General features: G+C 67.9%; 24 protein-coding genes and 3 pseudogenes. 14 read left to right on the forward strand and 13 right to left on the reverse strand.

Annotated elements, in window-relative coordinates:
- Positions 1-182: 182 nt before the first annotated feature.
- Positions 183-1766, reverse strand: coding sequence for an ISL3 family transposase (locus ABD269_RS33565; RefSeq protein ID WP_344124168.1), 1584 nt, complete (start codon positions 1764-1766; stop codon positions 183-185).
- A gap of 447 nt (positions 1767-2213) precedes the next feature.
- Here ABD269_RS33565 and ABD269_RS33570 point away from each other — a divergent pair, with 447 nt between their 5' ends.
- The 3 genes from ABD269_RS33570 to ABD269_RS33580 all read left to right on the forward strand — a co-directional run bounded on the left by ABD269_RS33570 (position 2214) and on the right by ABD269_RS33580 (position 4587).
- Positions 2214-2942, forward strand: a complete 729-nt coding sequence (locus tag ABD269_RS33570) for an aspartate/glutamate racemase family protein (protein WP_344124170.1) — start codon at positions 2214-2216, stop codon at positions 2940-2942.
- A gap of 841 nt (positions 2943-3783) precedes the next feature.
- Entirely contained in the window at positions 3784-4122 is a 339-nt protein-coding gene (locus ABD269_RS33575; protein ID WP_344124172.1) for a thioredoxin family protein, read from the forward strand.
- Between the two features lie 162 nt (positions 4123-4284).
- Entirely contained in the window at positions 4285-4587 is a 303-nt protein-coding gene (locus tag ABD269_RS33580; protein ID WP_344124174.1) for a hypothetical protein, read from the forward strand.
- A 215-nt stretch (positions 4588-4802) separates the two neighbouring features.
- Here the strand turns inward: ABD269_RS33580 and ABD269_RS33585 are convergent, their stop codons facing one another.
- The 3 genes from ABD269_RS33585 to ABD269_RS33595 all read right to left on the reverse strand — a co-directional run bounded on the left by ABD269_RS33585 (position 4803) and on the right by ABD269_RS33595 (position 5968).
- Positions 4803-5018, reverse strand: a complete 216-nt coding sequence (locus ABD269_RS33585) for a DUF6243 family protein (RefSeq protein WP_344124176.1) — start codon at positions 5016-5018, stop codon at positions 4803-4805.
- 73 nt (positions 5019-5091) lie between these two features.
- Positions 5092-5463, reverse strand: coding sequence for a recombinase family protein (locus ABD269_RS33590; RefSeq protein WP_344124178.1), 372 nt, complete (start codon positions 5461-5463; stop codon positions 5092-5094).
- Between the two features lie 349 nt (positions 5464-5812).
- Positions 5813-5968: a ribosomal protein L7/L12 gene (locus tag ABD269_RS33595; protein WP_344124180.1), complete on the reverse strand. Its 156-nt coding sequence runs from the start codon at positions 5966-5968 to the stop codon at positions 5813-5815.
- Here ABD269_RS33595 and ABD269_RS33600 point away from each other — a divergent pair.
- From ABD269_RS33600 to ABD269_RS35485, 4 genes and pseudogenes are all read left to right on the forward strand, one after another.
- Complete coding sequence (locus ABD269_RS33600; RefSeq protein ID WP_344124182.1) at positions 5935-6681, forward strand: IS630 family transposase; 747 nt, start codon at positions 5935-5937, stop codon at positions 6679-6681. The two genes, ABD269_RS33595 and ABD269_RS33600, sit on opposite strands and share 34 nt — an antisense overlap.
- Positions 6682-6810: 129 nt before the next feature.
- Positions 6811-7074, forward strand: a pseudogene (locus tag ABD269_RS33605) (PDDEXK family nuclease); the annotation flags it as partial.
- Between the two features lie 4 nt (positions 7075-7078).
- Positions 7079-7267, forward strand: coding sequence for a hypothetical protein (locus ABD269_RS33610; RefSeq protein ID WP_344124451.1), 189 nt, complete (start codon positions 7079-7081; stop codon positions 7265-7267).
- Positions 7268-8263: 996 nt separating this feature from the next.
- A pseudogene (locus ABD269_RS35485) lies at positions 8264-8413 on the forward strand (helix-turn-helix domain-containing protein); the annotation flags it as partial.
- A 40-nt stretch (positions 8414-8453) separates the two neighbouring features.
- On the opposite strand, the gene ABD269_RS33615 reads toward ABD269_RS35485, so the two are convergent.
- The 7 genes from ABD269_RS33615 to ABD269_RS33645 form a co-directional block, all read right to left on the reverse strand.
- Entirely contained in the window at positions 8454-8681 is a 228-nt protein-coding gene (locus ABD269_RS33615) for a hypothetical protein (protein WP_344124184.1), read from the reverse strand.
- A complete protein-coding gene (locus tag ABD269_RS33620) occupies positions 8678-8845 on the reverse strand; it encodes a hypothetical protein (RefSeq protein WP_344124186.1) in 168 nt (55 codons plus the stop codon). Before ABD269_RS33620 ends, ABD269_RS33615 begins: the two co-directional genes overlap by 4 nt.
- 129 nt (positions 8846-8974) lie before the next feature.
- Positions 8975-9385, reverse strand: coding sequence for a hypothetical protein (locus tag ABD269_RS33625; RefSeq protein ID WP_344124188.1), 411 nt, complete (start codon positions 9383-9385; stop codon positions 8975-8977).
- Between the two features lie 706 nt (positions 9386-10091).
- Entirely contained in the window at positions 10092-10760 is a 669-nt protein-coding gene (locus ABD269_RS33630) for a TMEM175 family protein (protein WP_344124191.1), read from the reverse strand.
- A 484-nt stretch (positions 10761-11244) separates the two neighbouring features.
- Entirely contained in the window at positions 11245-12078 is an 834-nt protein-coding gene (locus ABD269_RS33635) for a PIG-L family deacetylase (RefSeq protein ID WP_344124193.1), read from the reverse strand.
- Positions 12079-12619: 541 nt separating this feature from the next.
- On the reverse strand, positions 12620-13261 hold the full coding sequence (locus ABD269_RS33640; RefSeq protein ID WP_344124195.1) for a hypothetical protein: 642 nt from the start codon (positions 13259-13261) through the stop codon (positions 12620-12622).
- Positions 13262-13612: 351 nt separating this feature from the next.
- Positions 13613-14224: a pentapeptide repeat-containing protein gene (locus tag ABD269_RS33645; protein ID WP_344124197.1), complete on the reverse strand. Its 612-nt coding sequence runs from the start codon at positions 14222-14224 to the stop codon at positions 13613-13615.
- A gap of 81 nt (positions 14225-14305) precedes the next feature.
- On the opposite strand from ABD269_RS33645, the gene ABD269_RS33650 reads away from it, so the two are divergent.
- Both ABD269_RS33650 and ABD269_RS33655 read left to right on the forward strand, forming a co-directional pair.
- Complete coding sequence (locus ABD269_RS33650; RefSeq protein ID WP_344124199.1) at positions 14306-14896, forward strand: TetR/AcrR family transcriptional regulator; 591 nt, start codon at positions 14306-14308, stop codon at positions 14894-14896.
- 197 nt (positions 14897-15093) lie between these two features.
- Entirely contained in the window at positions 15094-15858 is a 765-nt protein-coding gene (locus tag ABD269_RS33655; protein WP_344124201.1) for a class I SAM-dependent methyltransferase, read from the forward strand.
- A 140-nt stretch (positions 15859-15998) separates the two neighbouring features.
- On the opposite strand, the gene ABD269_RS33660 is transcribed toward ABD269_RS33655, so the two are convergent.
- Both ABD269_RS33660 and ABD269_RS33665 read right to left on the reverse strand, forming a co-directional pair.
- Positions 15999-16880 (reverse strand): geranyl diphosphate 2-C-methyltransferase, encoded by an 882-nt coding sequence (locus tag ABD269_RS33660; protein WP_344124203.1) that lies wholly within the window; start codon positions 16878-16880, stop codon positions 15999-16001.
- Between the two features lie 15 nt (positions 16881-16895).
- Entirely contained in the window at positions 16896-18176 is a 1281-nt protein-coding gene (locus ABD269_RS33665) for a family 2 encapsulin nanocompartment cargo protein terpene cyclase (protein ID WP_344124205.1), read from the reverse strand.
- Positions 18177-18874: 698 nt separating this feature from the next.
- Here ABD269_RS33665 and ABD269_RS33670 point away from each other — a divergent pair.
- The 5 genes and pseudogenes from ABD269_RS33670 (at position 18875) to ABD269_RS33685 (ending at position 23675) form a co-directional block, all read left to right on the forward strand.
- Complete coding sequence (locus ABD269_RS33670) at positions 18875-19819, forward strand: esterase/lipase family protein (RefSeq protein ID WP_344124207.1); 945 nt, start codon at positions 18875-18877, stop codon at positions 19817-19819.
- A 317-nt stretch (positions 19820-20136) separates the two neighbouring features.
- Positions 20137-20460: pseudogene (locus ABD269_RS33675) on the forward strand (Crp/Fnr family transcriptional regulator); the annotation flags it as partial.
- Positions 20450-20884 (forward strand): hypothetical protein, encoded by a 435-nt coding sequence (locus ABD269_RS35490; protein ID WP_425573042.1) that lies wholly within the window; start codon positions 20450-20452, stop codon positions 20882-20884. The pseudogene ABD269_RS33675 and the gene ABD269_RS35490, both read left to right, overlap by 11 nt.
- Positions 20769-22043 carry a terpene synthase family protein gene (locus tag ABD269_RS33680; RefSeq protein WP_344124210.1) on the forward strand — a complete coding sequence of 425 codons (1275 nt, stop codon included), beginning with the start codon at positions 20769-20771 and terminating at the stop codon, positions 22041-22043. Before ABD269_RS35490 ends, ABD269_RS33680 begins: the two co-directional genes overlap by 116 nt.
- Positions 22044-22229: 186 nt before the next feature.
- Positions 22230-23675 carry an amidase gene (locus tag ABD269_RS33685; RefSeq protein WP_344124443.1) on the forward strand — a complete coding sequence of 482 codons (1446 nt, stop codon included), beginning with the start codon at positions 22230-22232 and terminating at the stop codon, positions 23673-23675.
- Positions 23676-23721: the final 46 nt, after the last annotated feature.

Genomic DNA, 23721 nt, shown 5'->3' on the forward strand with positions numbered 1-23721 from the left:
GGCCGCCCTCCTTCGCGGAGGGCGGCCGGAGCCTGCTGCAGAACGGGCCGGCACCAAAGGTTCTGGCGGGCGGGTGCTGTGCCGCATATGGCGGAGCCTCCGGCACAGCGGTGTCCGGCCAGTGGCAGCGGCCAAGATCATTGGCTCTGATCAACATCTCGGGATGACCGAGCGTGACCGGCTCAGGGCGTCAGCAGGATGCGGCGTCGGAGGAGGTCGAAGTTGGCGCGTCCATAGCCTTGGCGTTTGAGGTATTTGATCCGGTTCACGTGTCCCTCGACCATGCCGCTGGAGTAGGGCAGGGTGAGGCCGGCGGTTACGGCGTCGAAGTCCTTGCGGAGGTTGCGGGCGAAGCCGCACAGGGGTGGCAGCTCACTGCCTTCGACTGCCTTGATCCAGCGGGGCAGGAGGTGGCCGTGCAGGTTCTTCATCATCTCGGCGAAGCCTTTGATGTGCCTGCGGAGGTCGGCGAGTTCGGGGCAGTTCGTCACCACGCGCTTGAGACGAAGTTGCTGGCCGGAGGTGAGGTTGTCGGGGTGGCGGGTGAGCCAGCTGGTGACCTGCCGGACGGTGGGCGCCTCGGACCGCTTGGGCGTCGGGGACTCCGCCGTGCGCAGGGGTTCGAGCCAGCGCCTCACGCTGCGGCTGCTGCCGCGATAGCCGCGCTGCTGGATCTCGCGGAACAGCCGGCCGCTGTCGGTGCAGCCCTCACGCCAGCGCATGTTGAGGTATTCGGCCCACGACTGCAGTTTCGAGCGGCGTTGCCGTGACGGGGACATGAGCTCTTCGACGGTGGTCGCGTGGGCGTACTTGCGGACCATCTTACGGTCCATCCGCAGTGTCTCGGAGATCACTTGGATCGCGACGCCCTTGTCATACATCTCGTGCACCGCCGCGAAGTGACGCCGGATGTTCGCCGCCCTCTTGCCCTCGATCGCCGATGGTTCGGGCGAAGACTCCACCACCCCGGCCTGATCTTCCTCCCCAGGCGGGATGAGACAGCGGCGGTGGGCGACGACGCACTTCTCGACCGTCTTGCACAGGTTCAGCCATAAATGAAAGCGGTCCGCGATCTGGACCGCTTCCGGTGCCGCGGTGCGGACGGCTTCGGCGTAGGCGCTGGCCCGGTCACGGCAGACGATCTCGGTGCCAGGGTGCTGCTGGAGCCAGGCGGTGAAGGTCTCTGCGGTCCGGTCGGGGAGCACGTCGACGACGCTGCCGGTCTCGATGTCGGTGAGGACGGTCGCGTAGACGTGGCCGCGTTTGAGGGCGAAGTCGTCCACACCCAGGATGCGGGGACTCTTCTCCGGTGGCTCGGCCGGCAGGGCTCGGACGCGGTGGAGCAGGGTGTTCGGGCTGGCCGCGCAGTGCAGCATGCCCGCGAGCCGGACACCGGCCCGCCCGGCCAGGAAGCGGCCGATCGCCACCAGCATCACCTGCTGGAGCCAGCTTCGCCGCCCGTACCGGAAGGTCAGCCCCTCAACCTGCTCGACGAAGGTCCGGCGCGTGCAGGACGGTACCTCGCACCGGAACCTGCGGACTGTCAGACATATCGTCACCGGCCGCCCACCAGCCGGGACGTCGGCAAGCCGCCGACGGTAACGATCGTGTACACGGCGCGAGTTGGCCCCGCAGTCCGGGCATCGGGCGGCTTCGGCAGTCGCCGAGGCCACGATTTGCACCCTTGCACCCACGACTTGAATATCCTCTACCCCGACAGCCGCCAGGTGCGGCAGCAGCACATCAAGCAAGTGATCACGCAGCACACCTGCTCAACGACCTGACGTCGGTCACGCTCGGTCATCCCGAGATGTTGATCAGAGCCGATCCAACCGGCCGCCGACAGGCCAGCAGGTTCTCACCGGCCATGTCATCCGCCGACGCCACAACCAGGACTGATCCAGAGTTCCCACACCACGCCACCGGCGAGGACTCGTCATACTCCGTGTCAGATCCCCCGCTCCGGCGCCCGGCCCCAAAGCTGCGACCAGCATGTTCTCAGAACATGGCATCCGCCTGACAGCGAACCCGAGAACCTGAGCGCGAAGCCCAGGACAGCGGCGGCGACCGCAGTGAACGGCAGCCGCCAGGCGCGGAAACCCCACCACCCCCCCAAGCGTGACTTATACATTTGGGCCCGCCACGCGGAATTCCTTATACTGAGGCATCCGGTGGCGACGCGATGCCGCCCGGAGTCGATGAGAGGCGTGGCCATGAAGACGATCGGGCTGATCGGCGGGATGAGCTGGGAATCGACAGCGCAGTACTACCGGTTGCTGAACGAGTTCACACGTGACCGCCTCGGCGGACTCCACTCGGCGCGGTGCGTGCTCTACTCGGTGGACTTCGCGGAGATCGAGCAGTTGCAGGTCCAGGGCCGCTGGACGGAGGCCGGCGAGATCCTGGCCGCGGCCGCCAAGGCTCTCGAGGCGGCCGGCGCAGAGATGGTGCTGATCTGCACCAACACCATGCACAAGGTCGCCGACCGTGTCGAGGCGGCGGTCTCCATCCCCCTGCTGCACCTGGCCGACGCCACCGCACAGGCCGTACGGGCGTCGGGCCTGCACCGAGTCGGCCTGCTGGGCACCGCGTTCACCATGGAGCAGGACTTCTACCGAGGCCGTCTCGAAGCCGGCGGACTCGATGTGCGCATCCCGGACGCCGACGGGCGCACGACCGTCCACCACGTGATCTACGAAGAGCTCTGCCTGGGCATCGTGCGCGAGGAATCACGCACCGCCTACCAGAAGATCATCACCGACCTGGTCGCCGGCGGCGCGCAAGGCATCATCCTGGGCTGCACCGAAATCGAGCTCCTCATCCGTCCCGAGGACAGCCCCGTCCCACTCTTCCCCACCGCACGACTCCACGCCGCAGCCGCCGTCCACACAGCCCTGACCGGCACCCAGAACAACAGACCAACGACATCCACATCACGCTGAGGCTCCAGCTCCTGTCCGGGTGCGGTAGACGCGCTGTTGGCATGCTCGGGAACAGTATTGGCGGGGCCGTCCGGTGGCGGTTTGGGGGACGGGACGGCCGTACCACCGGGTTCTCACAAGGCAGGAGGAAGCAAGTGCGTACGCACCTCGTTCCACTGGCCAATGAGCGCTGTCCTGCTCACGGGCGGCATGCTCACCACAACAACATCCGCAACCGCGGACACCCCGAAAGCGCAGCCCAAGGTGGAGTCCTGCTACGGGAACGCGACGGAGTTCACGGCGTACACGAGGTGGCCGGATGACGGCTACGTCTACAAGACTTCAGCGTGCAACGACATCAACATCTGGTCCTATGGCAACGTGGGGGTCGAGGTCTGCTTCGAAAGGATCGGGCTCTGCAACGACTACCACTACCCTCCGCGTGCCCAGTGGTCAGTGATCGCCTCGGATGTCCGCGACGGAGCAGGCTTCTACCTGCACTTCTTGAATCCGGACCCCGTACTCGGCAAGGTGCTACTGACCACTCCCTGCCCTCAGCGCCTTACCCGGAGCGCGATTGACCGAGAGACGGTGTGCATCGACGGCGGGTCCGTGTCAGTAACGACTGCAGGTGCGCCACCAGATCGGCCCCGCTGCCGACTGCCCCCTTGTACGAGCGTCCTCCTCACGGGCCAGGGTCCGCGCATGCCTGCCTACCCGTTTGCCGATCACGCCGCCTCGCTGCGCTCCAGGACCCCGACTTTCCTCCGCGCTCCGCTCAGCCGGTCCCTGTGGACGCGTCTGCCACAGGTGTCGACGATGATGGTGCCCCGATACGTCGATCACGAGGTCAGGAGCTCCGATGCCAAGGCGCGTTCATCAACCACTGGAGGATGCGGAGGTCGACTTCGTCCTCAGGATGAGCCAAGGCCCGGTCCTCGCCTACTTCTCCGGGACGTGGCCGAAGGCGATCGAGGCATGCCGGGCAATGGACCTTGTCGTGGGTCGGATCGCCGAGGAGTACGCGGACCTCCTGACGGCCGTCAAGATCGACATCACCCGCTGCCCAGAGGCGACCAAGCGGTACGGCGTCACCGGAGCCCCGACCGTCGTCCTACTCAAAGAAGGGGAGGTGGCAGCACGCAGCGCAGGGCCGATGACCCACGCCGAGGTCCGGCACTTCCTGCTCGCCCACTTCTGACCCCCCGCCCGCTCCTCCCCAGCCGGAGAAGCGGATTCCCCGAGCCCAGGAAGCCGTCCAAGGCTGTCGTCGTCCACTCCCCCGTGTCCCCGGCCTGCTGGATCCCGCCTCAGCCCCAGACACCGTGCAGCGATAGTGGCCGGACGCCCAGCGACTGAGCGCGTGCACGGCCTGGGCCTGCCGGGCCACCGCCTGCGCGATGGCCGAGCCAATCCTGATACGGCGGCGCTGCCTCCGGGCGACAACGTTGCCGCCGGCAGCCAGAGCGGCCATGCCGCGCTCGGCCATCATCAAGGTGATCGCGGCGCCGAGTCCGAGCGGCTCGCGGCCGTCGCGTCGTACCATCGGTCCGGTCCGCCGCTTCGGCTTCTCCTGGCAGCGGCCGCCGTTCTTCTTCGCCGCCTCCCGGGCCACGACCAGGGCCTGCTGCGCGAGGTCGACCCCGCTCAACTCGGTGCTCAGTAGGGTCGGGGACTGGAAACGGAGCACCGCCACCGCACCAGCCCCCGACTCTACTGAGCCGGGCCGCCTGTTCATGGGTGCGTGCGAGGCCAGGCCAGCGGGCCGATCCTGACGGCCTCGACGCGGGACCGGCCGCGCCCGGTACGGCAGCAGGGCTCGGACCACGCGTCGCGGTCCGAACCCTGCCCCGTGCGGTGCCGCGCTGCGGCGGCGGTGCGTCAGCCCTGTGCGGTGTCGTCGCCCGCCTGCCCGGCGCCCTCAGCTGTTCCTGCCTTCTCGCGCATCTTGCGCACCAGCTCCGCCTTCCGATCGGCCGCACCCCGGCGGTCGAGGTTGCGGTGCGGACCGTTGTTCTGCCGTTCGGCGCGGGACTGCCTCTTGCGCTGGCCGCCGCCCATGCCCACAGGGTTGTTGATGTTCTTGCTCACAGTCATGGGTTCTCCCGGTGGTGAAGTGAAGTGATCTACGGATTCATCGGTGGGGGACGGGCGGCGACGTCGAAGGACGTCAGCAGGGACCCATCACGCGCTCACTCGTAAATCGGCGTCTGGAAGAACATGACAAAGACATTACCCGGTTCCGTCGGCCCCGCACACCAACCATTTCGCCGCCCCTGCGCTGGCCGGGACGCGGCACCCGCGGATAGGTGGTGATCACGGCGCCGTCCGGCTGGACGGTGCGCCGGGTGCGGTACCGGCCGTAGACGTAGGCTCCCGCGTAGGCGGGGTTGGTCAGGACGCCGAGCACGCGGCCGTGGGTGAGCTTGCCCCAGCGCAGCTGCCCGTCCCAGACTCCGCCGTACGCCCGCAGCGGGAAGGGACGGCCGCAGAGGGCGACGACACCATCGGCGGAGCCGGTGCGGGCGAACTCGGCGAACACATCCTCGACCGCGGCCCGCCGTGCGGCGCTGGGCGCGTCGGTCGGCCTGCCGGTCCTCGCAGCGCGGGCAGTCCCGGCCGGAGCCGAGCAGCACCCGGTCGTCGCACCGCACGTCGTCGCATTCCTGGCGCTGAGGCAGGCCCCGGGCGATCAGCCAGCCCACCTGGATCGGCCCGGCCGGCCGCATCCGGTCGGCCAGGCGCCGGCCCGTGTCAGCTCGGCGTGGGTCGCGGCCTCCACCAGCCAGCAGGGTGGCCGGACGCTCCAGGCGCGGTGCCGGCCGCCAGCCTGCGGCGAGCCCCCGGCTCTCCCGCACGGAAACCATGCCGTGTGTGCTGGCAAGTTGGCACTACTCTCGCGGGGCCAGCCGCTCGACCGCATCCTTGGCCTCCTTCAGACCGTCCCCGGTGAGCTCGCGGTAGGCCTTGATCGCCTTGATCTTCTGTCCGTTGTGCGCAAGCTCGGCAATCCGTGCCAGCTCGGGGTTCTCCTCGCGGATGCCCAACTGATCGAGGATCAGGTCGACCTTGTGCTCCAGCCGCGAGACCTTGCGGCCGACTCGATCGATCCGGCCCCGCGTTCGCGGACAAGGTCACCGATGTCGTCGGACTGTATCTGGACCTTCCCGGCGGCGCGGTGGTGCTCTCGGTGGACGAGAAGACGCAGATGCAGGCGCTGGACCGGACCCAGCCGCTGCTGCCGGTGACCTTCACTGCAGGCGAGAAGCGCGCATCCGATTACGTACGGCACGGCACCATGAACCTGTTCGCCGCCTTGAATGTCGCCACCGGCGAAGTGCTCGGCGAGTGCCGGCCGGACCGGAACACGGCGGGTTTCCTCGCCTTCCTCAAGAAGGCTGTGAAACCGCATGCGAACAAGGAGATCCACGTGGTTCTGGACAACCTGTCCACGCACACCACACCGGAGGGGAAGGCGTGGCTGGCGAAGAACCCGCATGTCCATTTCCACTTCACTCCCGTTGGTTCCTCATGGTTGAACCAGATCGAGATCTGGTTCGGCATCCTGACCCGGCAGGCGATCCGACGCGGCACGTTCTCCAGCGTCCGTGTCCTGGTCAGCCAGGTCCGCGACTACATCAGCTACTGGAACGAGACTGCGAAGCCCTTCACTTGGACAGCAACCGCCGATGAGATCCTCGCGAAGGTCCGCCTGACACAACGCAACGTCAGGAAGCTCGTCGCGAACAACTCGAAGTGACACAAGCTGGATCACGCGACATTAGGAAGGATACCCGCCGTGAACCCCAGGGGCCTCGAGCTGCTGGAGGAGGTATGCCGCGCCCTTCTCGACAGGTTCAAGACGGAACTGTCCGTCGACATCATCGTCATGCAGGCCTCACCCCCCGCCGTTCATCAGCTCAACCTGAGTAAAATCCGGAAACATTTCGACGGACACGTGCCAGCCGGGTACATCGACACCGGGAATGCCGACTTGGCCTCACCACTGACCGCGAAAGTACGCAACCCGGACCTCACCTATCTGCCCGAAGAGGCGATGCCGATAACGGGCAGCAGCGTCCCGGCAGAACTCGCCCTGATCGCCGTGGAAATCGTCTCACCGTCCAATCCGGAGAACGACTGGGTCGGGAAGCTCCGTGACTACCCGCAGATGGGAATCCCTCTCTACCTCGTCGTCCGACGCACGGCAGAAGACCGTCACGCTGTTCAGCGAACCCTCCAACGACCGTTACCGCATGCGAGAAGACGTCGATTTCGGAGAACTGGTCCACATCCCGGTCCCCTTCTCGTTCACCCTCGACACCAGCCTCCTCCACCCCTACTGAACCACCCGGCACATGGCCTTAAGGAGAGCGGAAGGAAGCAGAAGGTCCACGGGGGCCTCGGCCGTCCTGAACTTGCGATCAGCGTCCTGCCCGTCCCGTACGCCACATGCCCCGACCGCGGACTTTGGAGGCGGCGTACCGCAGCATCCACCCCCTCCTGCCGGTCCGGGCGCAGCACACGGCGTACGGAGCCGGCCCGCAACATCGGGACAGGAGTCATAGCCGCGGGCCCGGAGCCGGAAAGCATGAAGACTCCGGCTCACGACAAGAAGAGGCGGCTGGCGGGAATCGTCCTCCCGCACATCAACGGACGAGCGAGCCACCGCAGGGCAGACCCCCACGCAGCGGCTTCCGCGTACCGGGCCGCCTGCCCGTACCGGCTTTCTCTTCGCCGACGGCAGCAACCACTGCCGGATCACGGCACAGCCACGAACAGCCCCTTCAGTCCATTGCCACTGCGCCAGGCCACCGCAGATACGGCGTACCGTCACACGACGACGGCCGCGCCCTCCCCGGCCCTCCCTCAAAGGAGCACGGCTCACAGCCTCATACCTCACAGCCCGACCCCGTCTGCCTGCTGAAACAGCCTGCGAGCCTCACAACTCACAGACCAGCGACCCTCACGAAGCCGGGCAGATGCGCGAGCGTCCCGGGCCTGAGCAGGACGGGCCCCGCGGCGGCAGAAGCCCGGCGAGACCAGAGCACGCGGTGACAACGGACCGCCAGATCCAGGCAGACCAGATGACTGCCATGATGTCCAGGAGCACACCTTCCATGTCACGGGCCCTGCAGGGCGCAGCAGGTAATTCCCTGCACAGGCACAGTCGCGATGGCTGATGATTGGCGACCCAGGAAGTGTCACTTCCGGTCCGACGGTTCATTGAAACGCAGGCCTTCGAAATCGTTTCAACTGGCGTGAGTATTCGAGAAGCTTGTCGGATCGTCGGCACGGATACGGGAACGGCCAATATGCGGCTCAACTCCCGCCCACAAAACATGCGATACAAGCCATTTCCCTCGAATCAGCAAGGGAGGCACCTCAGCCTGCCCGAAAGAATCATCATCGCCGATATACTCATCACCGGCGCCACGATCCGTGGAATCACAGAGAAGCTAGGCCGCAGTCCTACGACGGTCAGTAAGGAGGTGCGCCAGAACCGCCATCAGGTGATGATGCGTTACCACCCTAATAATGCTGAATTCCCTGGCCGAGAAGAGGCGGTCGCGCCCGCGACCGGCCGCCTGGCGTCGTGTCAGAGGACTGCTTCTCGCGCAGGCTCATGCTATCGGCGGTCAGCACCGCCATGTCACGGATGTGGGCGCAGTACACGGCCGCGTACGCGTCGTCGATCGCTGGAAGGACCTTCTCCAGTGCCGCCGTCAGCCGCGTCAGGTCGCCCGCGGCGCTGTTCACTGAGCATTCCCTCTAAAGACGCCCAGGGCGTAGGCATAAACATTCGCGCCGAGCATCACCATGTCCTGGCCGACGATGTCCCGGCCACGGAAACCCGGCGGGAACGACATCACCATGTGCTCGGCCATCAACTGCGAGACCGCCTCGGCCTCCTCTTCGACCATGCAGGTGAGAGTTTATGCAGGGGAACCGGTGACCAGGCCGGTACTGCCAGCGATGCCCTTGATGACACCCTCGCACAAGACCACGGCCGCCACCAGCATGGCGCAGCCCGTACGGCGTGGACAAGGTCGTTAGTAAGGGAGGGTGCAAGCGCTGTCGCCCGGGTCCCCATCTGCCCATATGCAGGCTTGGACCTTTGCGCCGGGACCATCCCAGATCCAGTCAGTACGGGACCACTGTTTTCCCGGACCGAAGACGCGCACGCTGCCGATCTGCTCCCAGGTCTCGCTTCCGCTTCTCTGCCGGAGTAACTCACCACGACAGACTCCGCCGTACGTTGCCTGGTAAGCGGCACGGGCCACCCAATAGTTCTTGGTGTCGTTGTGCATACTGTCGATCAAGACTGTGCAGTGGCTTGTGTAGCCAGCAGCGACGCCACCTTGATACCGGCTGTACGAGTCGGCGAACGCCGGAGCGGCGGCCAGGCTGGTCGACGCTACGGCCGCTGCCACGGTGGCGAAGGCTTTGATGCTCTTGCGCATGGTCCCCCCGTTGGCGGATGTTGGCCCCGCGGCCGTGGATGGCGGCCGGCATGGGGCCGCGCTGAGTGGCTCCCCGCAAGGCTGGCACGCCCCCGCCGACTTGTCATCCCTCTGCGGTTCGGGACCTCCAGGATCAGGAGCTCAAGCGCGAGAGCCAGCCGCCGCCCTTCTGTTCGGCAGGGCCTGGCCCTGCTCCTGGCTCTCCTGGTCGGCCTGCTCATGGTATGCGGCGGCGACGGCGACGGCCCAGTGTTTGCGCAAGGCGCGAGTTGGAAGAAGAAACCGGGCTCGTCGCAGGCTGATCTGGGAGCCGACAAGTAGGTAGACCTTCCGCTTCCGGCGCGTACTGCACGCGGTATTGGCTCACGCCACCCCCGCCTCGGGATCCTGGGGCACGCAGCCGATGAAGTCACCGGCCCGCAGCCGGGCGGTGACCGCGTCGCCCTCCTCACCCGCGGGCGGACCAGAACGCGAGAACCAGTTGCAGCTGGTCCGCGGGAGTGGAGCCGATCTCGGCGTCGAAGGCCACGCGCTGGTCTTCCGGCAGCGCGAGGCACAGTGGCTCTCACCAGTCCGGCTCGCTTCCTGCCACTAGCAGCGCAGGAAGCAGGGCCACATTCACCGGCGCCCCGTCAGCCTTCCGAACTGCGTGGCGGCCCGGTGACCGATCCGGCCTGCCCTTTCCGGCATGATGCCGGACATGCACTCAGGCACGCGGCGCATCCCCGTCGTACGGGTCCGCGTGGCCTGCAGGGGAGGTGCGCAGGCGGGATATCAGCGCTCCGCCGTACGTGGCGGCCAGCGGGGCGACGAACCACAGGACGAAGGCGTACGAGAACAGCCAGGCGACGCCGATACTGAGAACGAACCAGAGACCGACTCCCCAGGAGTCGCCTGCGTGCCGACGGGTTTGTGCGGGGTCGCCGGTGACCAGGCCGGTGCTGCCGGCGATGTCCTTGATGGCGGCCTCGCAGAAGATCATGGCCGCCATCGTGCCGGCGAACAGGGTCTGCGCCAGCGGATTGCCGATCGATACGCCGATGACCGCCGTCGGGAACGGAAGGAACGCGACCAGCAGCAGGAACGGCGCATGCCAGGCCGTGAAGGCCCTCGACAGCTCGCCGATCCGGTCCATCAGCCTGTGGTGACGGCGCCACACCGACCACAGAAGGACAAACGCCAGCGCGAACGCCAGGTAAGAGCCCCGGTGGCCCACCAGGAAACTCCCCAGCGCACGAGCCGACGCCAGCTCCTTCTCCTCCGGGCGCGCCAGTTCGACAGCCAGCAGCGTCATCGCGATCGCAAAGACCGCGTCCGTGAAAAAGACCAGCCTCTCGGGCGAGAACCCCGGCTCCGGCCGAACAGGCCCGCTCATTCAAACTCCCGGACATCAGGACTGTGGATGCGGTCATAGGGAGCGCTCGTTGCGAGGGGGAGCCGGTCAAGGCCGACCCCGGTGTGTGAAAGATCAGCGACTGGTGGAGATGAAGCAGCCTTCCACAGCTCCCCGGAGCGGTGATCGGCTCATACACACGTGCTGCGCCAGCATCCCAGGCCGCACGGCCCGGCGGACAATCCAGACCATTCTTTCCGACGTTCCTGGCGACAACAACCCCGCCTCGGTGGCAGCCATCGCGCTTCAGCACACGGGCGTCGGAGACACCTGCAGTCTCACGGCGGACATCGGAGTCTCAGCTTCGTGTCGTTTCCCCGGCGGTCCGCCCTGACCGGAGCGGACCGCCGGGCTTGTGACCTGGGCTGTCGAAGCGGAACCCGCGCGGACAAGGCTCCGGGCATGTGACACGCCCGATCGCGCCGTGCGGCCGACGGGCTTCCCGGACCTCAGCCGGACGGGCGGATCAGCGCAGTCCGGCGAAGAGGTCGTTCTCGGGTACGGCCGCGCCGGTGGCGTGCCGGACACGTACGAAGGTCTCGATGCCCATCAACTCGCCGAACCTCTCCCTGCCCATCCTGAGGAAGAAGATGTTCTCGCCCTGACTGGCGTGCGCGGCCAGCGCATCGAACTTCTGACCACTGAAGGCGATGGTGTCCACCCACGTGGTGATCTCATCGTCAGGCAGGCCGATCTGGGCCATCGCGGCGGCCTCGGCAGGATCCGGCTCCGGCATGTCCTCATGAAACTCGCGCATGAGTTCACCGAACCGCCGCATCACCGAGCGGGGCATCGTCGTCCAGTACACCTTCGGTGCCAGCGCGGTCATCTCCAGCGCCGCCATCGTGACGCGGTGGGCCTGGATGTGGTCGGGGTGACCGTAGAAACCCTTCTCGTCGTACGTGACAACCACGTCGGGCCGGTAGTGCCGCATGAGCTGCGCGAGCCGGGCGGCGCCCTCCTCCACGGGGGTCTGCCAGAAGGACCCGGGGGCGTCGTTGCCCGGCCAGCCCGTCATCCCGGAGTCGGCATAGTCCAGCATCTCCAGATCACTGACCTTCAGGACATCACAGCTCGCCTTGAGTTCCTGACGGCGCATCAAGGCGACGGCCGCCGGATCGTGCCCCGGATCGCCCGGCTTGACACCCTCCGGCCCGTCACCGCAACCGCCGTCGGTACACGTCACGAGAACCGTGCGGATGCCTTCCGCCGCGTACCGCGCGAGAATCCCTCCGGTACCGGTGGCCTCGTCATCAGGGTGGGCATGCACTGCCATGAGCGTCAAAGGCCAGCCAGTCATGAATCACTCCTCCCGCAGAAATACATCTTGCCCCGAGCACGCAGCGGGCGTACCGCGAACCCCGGATCCTGCCAGGGCGAACAACCTTACGGTCACCGAGCCCCCCGCACGTGCGGCGCCGGTCCCCCGGTCAACACAACAGCGGCAGCCGGACCGGCTGTTCCCACCGCGGCCGCTCCACCTTCCAGGCGCCGGCGATTCCATCCGAACGAGCTACCGGTACGGCCTGCACAACTCCGCGCTACGCTGGATCCGACTTCCACCCAGCAGCAGCCGTGAGATCCCGACACGAAATACGAGACCTGCACACCCACACGCCCGCGCAGGATCCCGCCACTCCCAGCACAGGTGATACCCGCCAACCAGCACCTCATCCACAGCCACAGCCACAGGTCGATGGCACAGCCACCCAGCCTCACGAACATGGCATTTCCTCGCGGTCCCAGCCGACCTGTAACTGGGCATCAGAGACGGCCCGGTGGGCCTCAACTCACCCGTCGCGGGAGCGACGGCGGGATAGCTCGGGCGCCGACAGCAGATTTCACCCATGGCTTCGCGCAAGAACGCAACCCCGGAACGCATCGGTCTGCCGCTCCACCGGGCTGGGCCCCAGCTCGCTCAGCTCCTGCTCGCCCATGACCGCGGAGACGCGTTCCATCGCCTCTGTGCCTTTGCGCATGCGGTCTTCCTCCAGGGCGTCCGCGAACTCGGCAGGCGCTTCGCGGACGTCGTGGACGAGTACCAGGGCGACACGCTCTCCCACCTGGCCCAGGGTCTGCACCTTCCATCCCAGCTGTCGTGCCGCACGTCGCATCGCAGCCCGAATGAGGGGCACTCCGCCCAAAACCTCGGCATCCGCCGGGTGAAGGTTGGCCTGCAGGGACCCGCCGTATCCTCCGGCCCCCTCAGGAGACGTGACCCGAAGGACGGGTTTCAGTGCCTCGGACAGGGCGACGCACCTCGGGTCCTTGGACAGCGAAGGCCGCTTGGCCGTCGTGGCCGACGGGACCTCAGCGGTTTTCCGCGCCGGATCGGTGCGCACCGGGTTCGTTACGCCGGGAGCGCCAAGGGTCTGTCGCAGAACGCCGAGAGCCTGCTTCATGCCGTCGTGATCGAGCTTGGCCGGAAGGAGCCCGGCCTCGCTGCAGGCGATCACATGGGCCAAAGCCTTTTGGTAGGCCATGGGCTGTGCGGTGGCAAAGGCCCGGGCCAGGCGTGTGCGGTGAGTACGGCCGGAGGACATGCGATCCCATCGGGTCTGCCGCCAGCGGACACATCCCACCGCACGACGTCTCCGGCAGACCTCTGGACCGGGAAGCTGCTGCCGTCCGCCGGAGGGAAACCGCGCTACGGGCCGCCCGGTCGGGCGGGAGAGGTAACGGCAGGCCGTGTGCAGAGGCGCCCTGATCCACGACCAGGCGAAGGCCCGGGAGTGTCCCACGCACCGCACTCTTATCGGTCACTGCCCTGCGGACGTGAGGGGGGGCGCCGTGCCGACGACCGGATCCGGGGCCACGCTGTCGTACTGCCGGGCTCAGGCTACGTTGAGCCCCAGTGCGGCGACGAGGACGGCAGCCTGTTCCAGGCTGACCGTGGCTTTCCCGAGCTCGGCTGTGAGGGGGTCGAGCGAGGAGAGGTCACTGCCTCGCAGGTCGCAGCGGATGAAGTTCGCGCTGTGCAATTGCGCTCCCGACAGGTCGACGTCGGTGACGTCGGCGTCCTCCAGCCGCGCCCCCGTGAGATCGGCCTCCCGCATCCGTACGGACCGCAGGGAGGCCCGGCGCAGATCAGCACCCGGCAAACCGGCGAACGACCAGTCACCGCCGCTGACCTTGAAGAGACTGAACGTGCACTGCTGGAACAGGCTGCCCACAAATTTACAGTCGGTGAACTGGGCATCGAAGAAGACGCAGTGGCTGAAGGTGCAGTTGGTGAAGGCGGCACCGGAGTGCCGAGAGACGTTGAAGCGCACCCCCCTGAAGGTGCAGTGGTCGAAGACCGCGCCCTCGTTCGCCACCTCCGTCATGTCGACATCGATAAACGCGCAGCGGGTGTAGCGGCGGCCGGAGATGTCCTGGCCGTACCAGTCCTGCGACCGGATGACCTCAACGGGCGGCGGCAGTGGTGCGGGTATATTCGTCGGCATGTTTACATTGAACCACCGTTCAATGTAAACATCGGCCACTGCCGAGAAGCCGGACCGTACCGATGAGGAAGGACACCCCCGATGCCCCGCACCCCCGAGGCCTCCGCCGCCGTCCGGGATGCCACCCGGGCCCGTATCCGCCGGGCCGCCGTCCTGCTGATGGCCGAGCAGGGTTACCACGCCACCACGCTCCGCCAGGTCGCGGCCCGCGCGGGGGTGGCCGACGGACTGCCCTCTCACCACTTCGGCAGCAAGTCCGGCCTGCTGATCGACATCGCGGACCGCTGGCGGGAACGCACCCGCGCCGCACTCGCCGCCCACCAGGACGACGATCCGGGCATCACGCTGCGACTGCTCATCCGCTCGGCCCTCCTGGGACTGGACACCTCCCCCGAGGAAGCCGACGAAGGACGCGCCGTCTCCGCGCTGCTCGCCGACCCGCAGGCCAGGGACGTCCTGCGCGCAGCCGGAGCAGACACCGACTCCGCCGACCTCCTCCAAGCCCTGGAGGACGCCCTGACACGCATCGGCTCACCCGACCCCGAAGGCGACCGCCTGGTACTCATGGCAGGCATCCGCGGCGGACTCGTTCTCGCCGCCGAGGACCCCGGATTCCCTCTGCGGCAATTGGAAGACGCCCTACTGGAACGGGTCCGCCCGCTCACCACATGACAACCCACCACCCCACCCAGGCCCCCCACAACACCTGCGTGCCGACTGTGTCGTCCGCCGCGATGACAAGACCAGGGCGGTGACGGCGTCACGGAAGCCGACCGGGTCACGGCCGTAGGCCCGTACGGTGCGACCACGCCTCGCTGCCGCAGGAATAATTGCGCGCTTCAGAACACCTTGGACGTAACAATGCAGGTATGTCACGTTCTTTTGAAGACCTTGTTGCCGGGGCCGAGTCGGTGTCCGTGGACGGCTGGGATTTCTCCTGGCTGGAGGGCCGGGCCACCGAGGAACGCCCCTCGTGGGGTTACCAGCGGTCGATGAGCCGGCGACTGGCGACGGTGTCGGCGGCGCTGGACATTCAGACCGGTGGTGGTGAGGTCCTTGCTGGGGCGGAGAAGTTGCCGCCCACGATGGCTGCCACGGAGTCCTGGCCTCCCAACGTGGCCAAGGCAACCAGGCTGCTGCACCCGCGTGGGGTGGTGGTCGTCGCCGACCCGGACGAGCCGCCGCTGCCGTTCGCCGGCGAGGCCTTCGACCTGGTGACCAGCCGCCATCCCGCCACCGTGTGGTGGGAGGAGATCGCCCGGGTGCTGCGCCCGGGTGGGACGTACTTCGCTCAGCACGTCGGGCCCGCCAGTGTGTGGGAGCTGGTCGAGTACTTCCTGGGACCGCAGCCCAAGGCACACCGCAAGCGGCATCCCGATGACGAAAGTGCTGCGGCGACGGCTGCCGGCCTGGAGATCGTGGACGTGCGCACGGAACGGCTGCGGATGGAGTTCTTCGACGTCGGCGCCGTCATCTACTTCCTCCGCAAGGTGATCTGGACGGTGCCCGGCTTCACCGTCGACCAGTACCGCGACCGCCTGCGCGAGCTGCACGAGAAGATCGAGGCCGAAGGGTCGTTCATCGCCCACTCCTCCAGGACCCTCGTCGAAGCCCGCAAGCCCGACCGCAGCTGACCCCCGTCAGGCCACTCGCAGACCACGAACAGCGGCGGGTCCGTTGGACCCGCCGCCGAACTACCGGACACACCCTCGCCCCTGGCGCCGAAGCTCCGGGAGCCCGCCCCTCAGGATTCGCGAGGCAGCCGACCGACCGGTCAGACGCGGTCGGCTGCGATCAGGAGGTACTGGAAGGAGCCGTCCTTATAGGAGTTGATGAATGCCTCCTCGATACCGGTGACCAGGGAGGACGTGGCCCGCAGCTCCCAGTAGGGCAGGGTCGCGGGCGTCAGGTCGATCACGGCCTGCGGTACGAGACGGTTGTCGGCCATGGCACGCAGGTACTCCCGGCGGGAGTGGATGTTGCACTCGAAGTGCGCGTTGATCTGCGAGATCCACTTGGAGGGCTGGCCGTAACGCGGGTTCCAGCAGCCGGTGATGGTCACGTAGCGGCCGCCGACCGCGAGGATGCGGCAGTGCTCGGCGAAGAGGTCGTGCAGGTCGACGTACATGCTCGACTCGTTGTTCCACGAGGCCGCGGCCTGCCCGGTCTCGAAGGGCGTGCTGAGCATGTTGCAGACACGGGCGTGGACGTGGTCCTCGATGCCGAGTTCGCGGGCACGCCGGTTGGCGAAGTCGGCCTGCTTGGCCGACAAGGTGACGCCCTCGACGTGGCATCCGAAGCGCTGGTGGGCCATGACCGACGAGCCGCCACGGCCGCAGCCGGCGTCCACGAGCGTGTCCTCGCGCTGGACGGCACCGAGGTGGTCGAGAAGGAGTTCGGTCTGCGCCGACTCCAGGCGGTGGAGCTCGGCGATCAGCTTCTTCTCGTACTCGCTGTCCTCGGGGTCGCCGAGGGCGGCGTGATCGATGTCGCCGATGCCGTAGTGGTGGTGGTAGAGGCCGTCGACGTCGCCGAGACGCAGGTTCACGGGCCTGGCCTCGTGGTCCCAGTAACGGGCGATGTCCCCCTGGTAAGGGGTCGTCGGGGCGGGGACGAACACCGGGGCGGCAGGAGCGACGCGGTTGGAGCTGGACACGGATAGGTACCGTCCTTACCAGAAATCGGGCAGGCTGTAGCGGTAGGTGTTGGTCTGGTGCCAGTAGTGGTTGCCGTCGACCCACACGGCCACTCCCCTCAGGAAGCGCAGGACGCTCGGGGCGGGGCAGGCGGCGGCCACGGCGGCGGCCTCGGCTTCGAAGTCGTGCATGAGGTCGTTGTGGACCTCGACCGCCTTCAGGTATGCCTCCCGCTCGGAGACGCCCTCACGGTCGGCGATCACCACGGGCAGGTTCAAGTGCCGCCCTGGAGAGGCGAGTTCCTTGGTGTAGGAATACAGGTCGTTGACGAGGGTGGTGGCGTTCCCTGCGAGCGCGATGACCCGCTGCATGCCGGGCTGCGCATGGAGGTCCGCCGGCAGTTCGTAGCCGCCGACGGTGTCGGTGATGGTGGGGCAGGGGCGGAAGTTGTTGAACTGCCGCATCGCCAGGTACTCCCACACCTCCGGGACGTGATCCGTCTGCGCCCAGGCCGCCTCGGCGAGGTACCCCATGTGCAGACGGGCCATGTCGTGCCGGAACCGGTCGGCCTGGGACGGGCTGGCCTCTTGGAGCATGTACTCCATGGCGGACCGGTAGGCGCGCCGCGGCGCGTCCGCACCGAGCGACTGTGCCCACTGCGGCTGGTACTCCTTCGTCGTGTGGAGGGCGTCGAGAGCGGTGTGCGCCAGCAGAAGACGCCCGCCGAGGCCGATGGGCGAGCCGCCGTGGTCCTCGCAGTAGCAGTCGTCAACCGCGTTCTCGGCGACCATCAGCCGCGCGGCCAGCATCAGATGCTCGACGGTAGGAGCGTCAGGATGGCAGGCGACCATGTAGCGCCCCACGGAGAAGCCGTCGAACTGGTCCTCCCATTCCTCGGGGTACAGCTCGACCTCGTCCAGCGCCCATGCCTTGATCCTGCGGCTTACCTCCTCCACCCGTACGGGATCGGGCTCCGGGATCGGATGGTGGTAGAGACCCGGGATCGGACTGCCCGCCGCCGATGCCTCGGGCGCCGCAGGCTCCTCGCACTGGGCCGGGTGCAGGCCGACCGTGCCCAGGCCGCTGGGACCACGCAGGATCCGTTCCAGGACGGGGCCCGGTGGCCTCGCCGCAGCAGCGCATTCCCGCACGTCCTCGGCGACCGGATCGTCACCCGGCCCGCTGTCGGGTACGGCCACGGCCTCCGTACCAGGAACGGGGACGAAGGGCAGGGCAGACCAGGAAAGCAGAGCGGGCCGGGCGCCGTCGGCGGTCGGCAGGCTCGACTGCACAGGGGCAGGACTGGGGTCGGGCATCCGTAGCTCCTTGACTCCTTGGCGACGCGGGTGGACTGTCCCGGACCCCGGGTATGCTCGGCCGGCGCGGGCGGCGCCGGGCCTCCACGGCCGTCGCGCAGGTCCGCGAAGCCGATGAGCCCGGGCCGGACTGCCGAGGCGGCTCCAGTTGCCCTTCCGGACTGGCGCCAACGGTCATCGGGGATCTCTCCTTCGTAAGGGCGGTGACCGGCGTACGCACGCATCACCGGCGAAAGAGGAAATAGCAGGTCAATGCCCGGGAATCCATCGGATCCTGGCTGTGGAACAGTAACGGCCCTGAGCTCAGCCGCCCCTGAAAAACCATAAGTATTACCTCGATGCAGTGGACTTGCCCCGAGCGGCGTTTGCCCGGGCCACCGACGGCATCCGGACCTGGTCGAAAGCACGCTCTGCGGGTGAACCGGCGGCGGAGCGACGTCGCAGGGAGCCTGTCCAGCCGTCGCGCTGAGAGGGACCGGCAGGACAGCCTGAACCACGTTGCGTGAACCGGGTCGGCATCGAGGTCAACCTGCAGCAGGGTCCATCGCAGCTGCGCAACCCTACCGGGTGGTTTCGCGCACCCCGGAACTCCGGCCCCCGTTGGCCAGGGCGTGACCACCTTCCGCAGACTGCGGCGTACCACTGCCGCCGCCCTGTTCCTGAAGACCTCAGGCGTTGCCCTGGCTGCAGCAGTCTGCATGGCCACCGCCGTCCCGACCACGTCCGCTACAACCCCTACACCGGTGTACGCCGCCGCCGCTGCACCGGTCGCGCCGTCCGCCAACGCGTCCGGCGGCCTGGGGGCGGTCGGCTTCGGCGCGGCTCTGATCGCCTCCGTGCCCGACCCCGACCGCTCCCCCGCCGGCGCCAACGACTTCACCTGCGAGCCGACGGCCGCCCACCCCTACCCAGTGGTACTGGTCCACGGCACCTTCGAGAACGCCTTCGACAACTGGAGCGGGCTCGCCCCGGTACTGCGGGACGCCGGCTACTGCGTCTTCGCTCTCAACTACGGTGAGACCAAACCCCATGCCCTGATGAAGGCGGTCGGCCCGGTCCCCGTCTCGGCCGGAGAGCTGGCCGCCTATGTCGACAAGGTGCTGGCCGCCACGGGGGCGGCGAAGGTCGACCTCGTGGGCCACTCCCAGGGCGGCGGGCTGATGCCCCAGTGGTACCTGCGCTTCGACGGCGGCGCCGCGAAGGTACACCAGCTGGTGGGCATCAACCCCAGCAGTCACGGCACCACCGCAAGCGGCCTGATCCACCTCCTCGACGCGGTACTGGACGTTGCGGGGCGTGCCGGCAAGCCGCTCGGCCTCGACAGTCCCGCGGCCATGGACCAGACGATCGGCTCCCCGGTGCTCCAGCAGCTGTACGCCAACGGGGACACCGAACCCGGCGTCACGTACACCAATATCGTCACCAGAACCGACATCGTCGTGACCCCGTACACCAACCAGTTCCTCACCGCCGGGCCCGGTGCCACCGTGCACAACATCCTGCTGCAGGACGTGTGCCCGCTGGATCCCACCGGTCATCTGGGCAGCCCGTACGACCCCAACGTGAGCCAACTGGTACTGAACTCCCTCGACCCCGCGCACGCGGAGCCGGTGCGCTGCGTCCTCATGCCGATTCCGGTGTGACCCCGGTCGAACAGCCCGCACCGTCGTGCGCCGTGTGCCGGACGTCAGCATCCCCAGGTCGGCCAGGTTCGCCGCCACTTACTTGAGAGCTTGGCGTGCCCGGCGTGCGGCGTCCTCGTTCGTTCCAGCCGAGTGAGCGGCCCATCCGTGGCCCGGCCGCATCTTGTGCGATTACAGGTTCGACACGCAACTGGCCGGGTGGCATCTGCCGCGCACAGCGGGAGAGCCACTGGACTGTAGTCGGACACACCGGACCCGGGTGGCCGGGCCGGGTGTTCGTGCTGCCGTGACGATGCCAGTGATGCGAAGGAAGAGCCATGACGGTGCCAGCCGACTCCGCGACGAGGGAGGGCGCGGGGAACCAGGACGTGACGCAGAGTCTGTCCACGGCAGCCGCCCGGAACCTCGCGACGACCACCAAGTCCGCACCGCAGATGCAGGCCATCACCTCACGATGGCTGCTGTGCATGCTGCCCTGGGTCGATGTGGCGGGCGGCACCTACCGGGTCAACCGCCGCGCGGTCTGCACCGCCGGTGACGGCCGGGTCGGCTTCACCCAGACCGGCTCGCAGGTGCGGGTCGTGCCGGTGAAGCTGCGCGAACTGGCCGTCCTGCGGGACCTGGAGGACCTTGCCCTGCTGGAGCCGTCGTCGCCGTACCGACTTCCTGCTGGCCCGTCCGCGTGCGATCGCCGCATTCGGCCGCGAGTGCAGCAGCCGGGGCCTGTACCCGGACGGTGTCGGGCTGCAGGGCCGCACGGTGCCGTCCTGGCGGGGAGTGCCGATGCTGCCCTGCAACAAGATCCCTGTCAGCCCCCAGCCGAGATCGCCCGTTCCTACAGCTGACTCTGCTCCGCGGAGTCGCATGCACCGCCGGACCAGCGCCCGCGTGCCGCACGCTCTGACCGCACCCCCTCGCCTACGCTCGACGCGCCTTCCCGGAGGACCTGTTGCCGCAAGATCTGGACCTGGACATTCCCTTCCCGCCGAGGATCAGCCCCGACGTGGCCGGGGCGCGGCAGCGCAACATCGACCGTCTGGTCCGGGAGGGGCTGCTCACGCGTGAGGAGAACGTGGCACGTTACCTCAGCTGGGACGTGGCTCAGCTGGCGGGCCGCTTCCACCCCGAAGCCGTTGGGGAGGATCTCGATCTGGGTCTGTTGCAGCAGACCTTCTATTTCGTCTTCGACGACCTCTTCGACACCTGCCTGGGCGAAGAACCCGACCACGCCTACCGGCTGGCGCACCGGATGGTCTCTCTGGTCAGGCGGGACGGGACGGGTAGACCGCAGCGTCCCGCCTTCCCGTTGGGGGAGATGTTCGTGGAGGTGTGGAGCCGCAGCCGGAAGGGCATGTCGGACTCCTGGTGCCGCCGCGCGGCGCTGAACTGGGAGCAGTTCTTCCTCAGTTATGTGACCGAGGCCGTGACCCGGGCCTCCCGCACCGTCCTGGACATCGATACGTACATCAGGCAGCGGCAGATCGCGATCGGCTCGCGCGGGGTGCTGGACATGGTCGAGTGCCTGGCCCGCGTCGAGGCACCACCCGAGATGCACGAGAGCTCATGCTTCCTCCAGATGCGCGATATCACCGCCGAGGTCGTCACCCTCGCCAACGACGTGACCTCGCTGGAGAAGGACGAAGCCAACCGGGAAGTGAACAACGCCGTCCTGTTGCTGTGCCTGCAGCGCCGCATCTCCCGGCAGGAGGCCGTCGACACCGTGCGGGACATGATCCGCACGCGCCTGGCGCACTTCCAGGTCCTGAGTGCGGAGGCCCTGCGGCTGTGCGGTGTGCTGGGCCTGTCCTCCCGGGAGCGCGGGGCGGTGGAGCGGTTCGTCGACGGGAACCGGGCGGTCGTACGGGGCAACCACGACTGGACCCAGAGCAACGGCCGCTACAGCCGGCAGGGTGTGGAACAGGTCCAGAAATCCGCCTGCTTGGAGGACCGCATCACCGAGACGCCCTTGGGTCCCCACCCTCACCGCGCCGCCCTGACCACGGACCCGTTCGGCCCCGGCACCGCGGCCACGCGCCCCACGCTCGGGGCACTGCTGTCGGCGTCCGCCCTCGACCCGCGTCTCAGAGCACTCCTCACCAGGGCCGGGCGGGACGGCACACGGGTGAGGAGCACGCTGTTCTCCGCACCGGCCCCGGAGCCGGACCGCGTCCTCGCCGAGGCGGAAGCGAGGCCGGCCACATCCCGGAGCAGGCAGAGGGCATGACCGCGGAGAAGCGGCGATGGGCGACCGGATGAACCCGGTCCACCATCTCAAGGAGCACGAGAGCCTCGACACGGCAGCGTGATGAGCCGACTGTGCACCCTCATCGAGATGGATATTGGGCCTTCCATCCCGTTGCGCGAAGCGGCATTTCATGACCTGTTCGAGAGGCCGGTACGGTCCCGATTCATGGAGTGGAAATTTCAGACGGCCGAGGAACTCGCGGCTGCCTTGCGTGCCGGAGAAGTGACCTCGGCGGAACTGACCGACGAGGCGATCGCCCGTATCGAGCGGGACGACACAGCGATCAACGCGATCTGTGTGCCGGACTTCGACCGTGCGCGGGCCGCTGCGCACGGTGCCGACCAGGCGCGCGCCCGCGGTGAGGACCGGCCGCTGCTCGGTATTCCGGTGACGGTCAAGGAGTCCTACAACATCGCCGGGTTGCCGACGACTTGGGGCATGCCGCCGCACCGGGACTACATGCCGGCCGAGGACGCGCTACAGGTGTCGCGGCTCAAGGCCGCGGGCGCGGTGGTGCTCGGTAAGACCAATGTGCCCTCGGGGCTGCAGGATATCCAGAGCTTCAACGAGATCTACGGCACCACCAACAACCCGTGGGATCACGGCCGAACGTCGGGCGGATCCTCCGGCGGGTCGGCGGCGGCCCTGGCGTCCGGATTCGGCGCGCTGTCCATCGGCTCCGACCTCGCCGGTTCGCTGCGCACCCCCGCGCATTTCTGCGGCATCTACGCACACAAGCCGACACTCGGGCTGGCGGCAACCCGCGGTATGGTCCCGCCGCTCGCGCCGGCACTGCCGGCCGACCTCGACCTCGCCGTGGTCGGTCCGATGGCGCGCACTGCCCGCGACCTCACGCTCCTGCTCGACGTCATGGCCGGACCGGACCCGCTGACGCTCGGCAAGGCGCACGACTTGACGCTGCCGCCCGCGCGCCACGAGCGGCTCGGCGACTTCCGGGTCCTGATCCTCGACGAGCATCCACTCATTCCGACCGGGTCCGCTGTGCGGGCGGGCGTGAACCGGGTGGCCGACGCGCTTGTCGACGGCGGCGCCCGCGTCGAACGGCACACTCCGCTGCTGCCCGATCTGACCGAAGCCGCGGTGCTCTACACACAGTTGCTCGGCTCCGGTGCGCGTTTTCCCGTCGAGATGTACGAGCAGCTGCGGACCCGCGCCGCCGGACTGAGCGCAGACGACCGGAGTCTCGATGCGGTGCGGCTGCGCGGCCTGGTGTTCAGCCACCGCGACTGGATCGAGGCGAACAACCGTCGCGAGCTCCACCGCCACAGCTGGCGGCAGCTCTTCGCCGAGTTCGACGCCGTGGTGTGTCCGATCACGCCCACTCCCGCGTTCCCGCACGACCACAATCCCGATCCGGGGGAACGCCGGCTCGACATCGACGGCGTCGAGTACCCGTACTTCGACCAGCTCGTCTGGGCCGGTCTGGCCACCATGCCCGGCCTGCCCGCCACCGCCATACCGGCGGGCCGGTCCCCCGGGGGTCTGCCGGTGGGAGTGCAGCTCATCGGTCCGATGTACGAGGACCGCACCCCGCTGCGGCTGGCCGAACTGCTCGAGCAGAAGATCGGCGGCTTCCAGGCACCGAAGTAGGGGGCACAGGCTGCCCGGCCCCGGCGGGGTTTGGGCCATGCCGGGG

It is taken from the genome of Streptomyces blastmyceticus (assembly GCF_039521185.1).
Taxonomy (GTDB): Bacteria; Actinomycetota; Actinomycetes; order Streptomycetales; family Streptomycetaceae; genus Streptomyces; species Streptomyces blastmyceticus.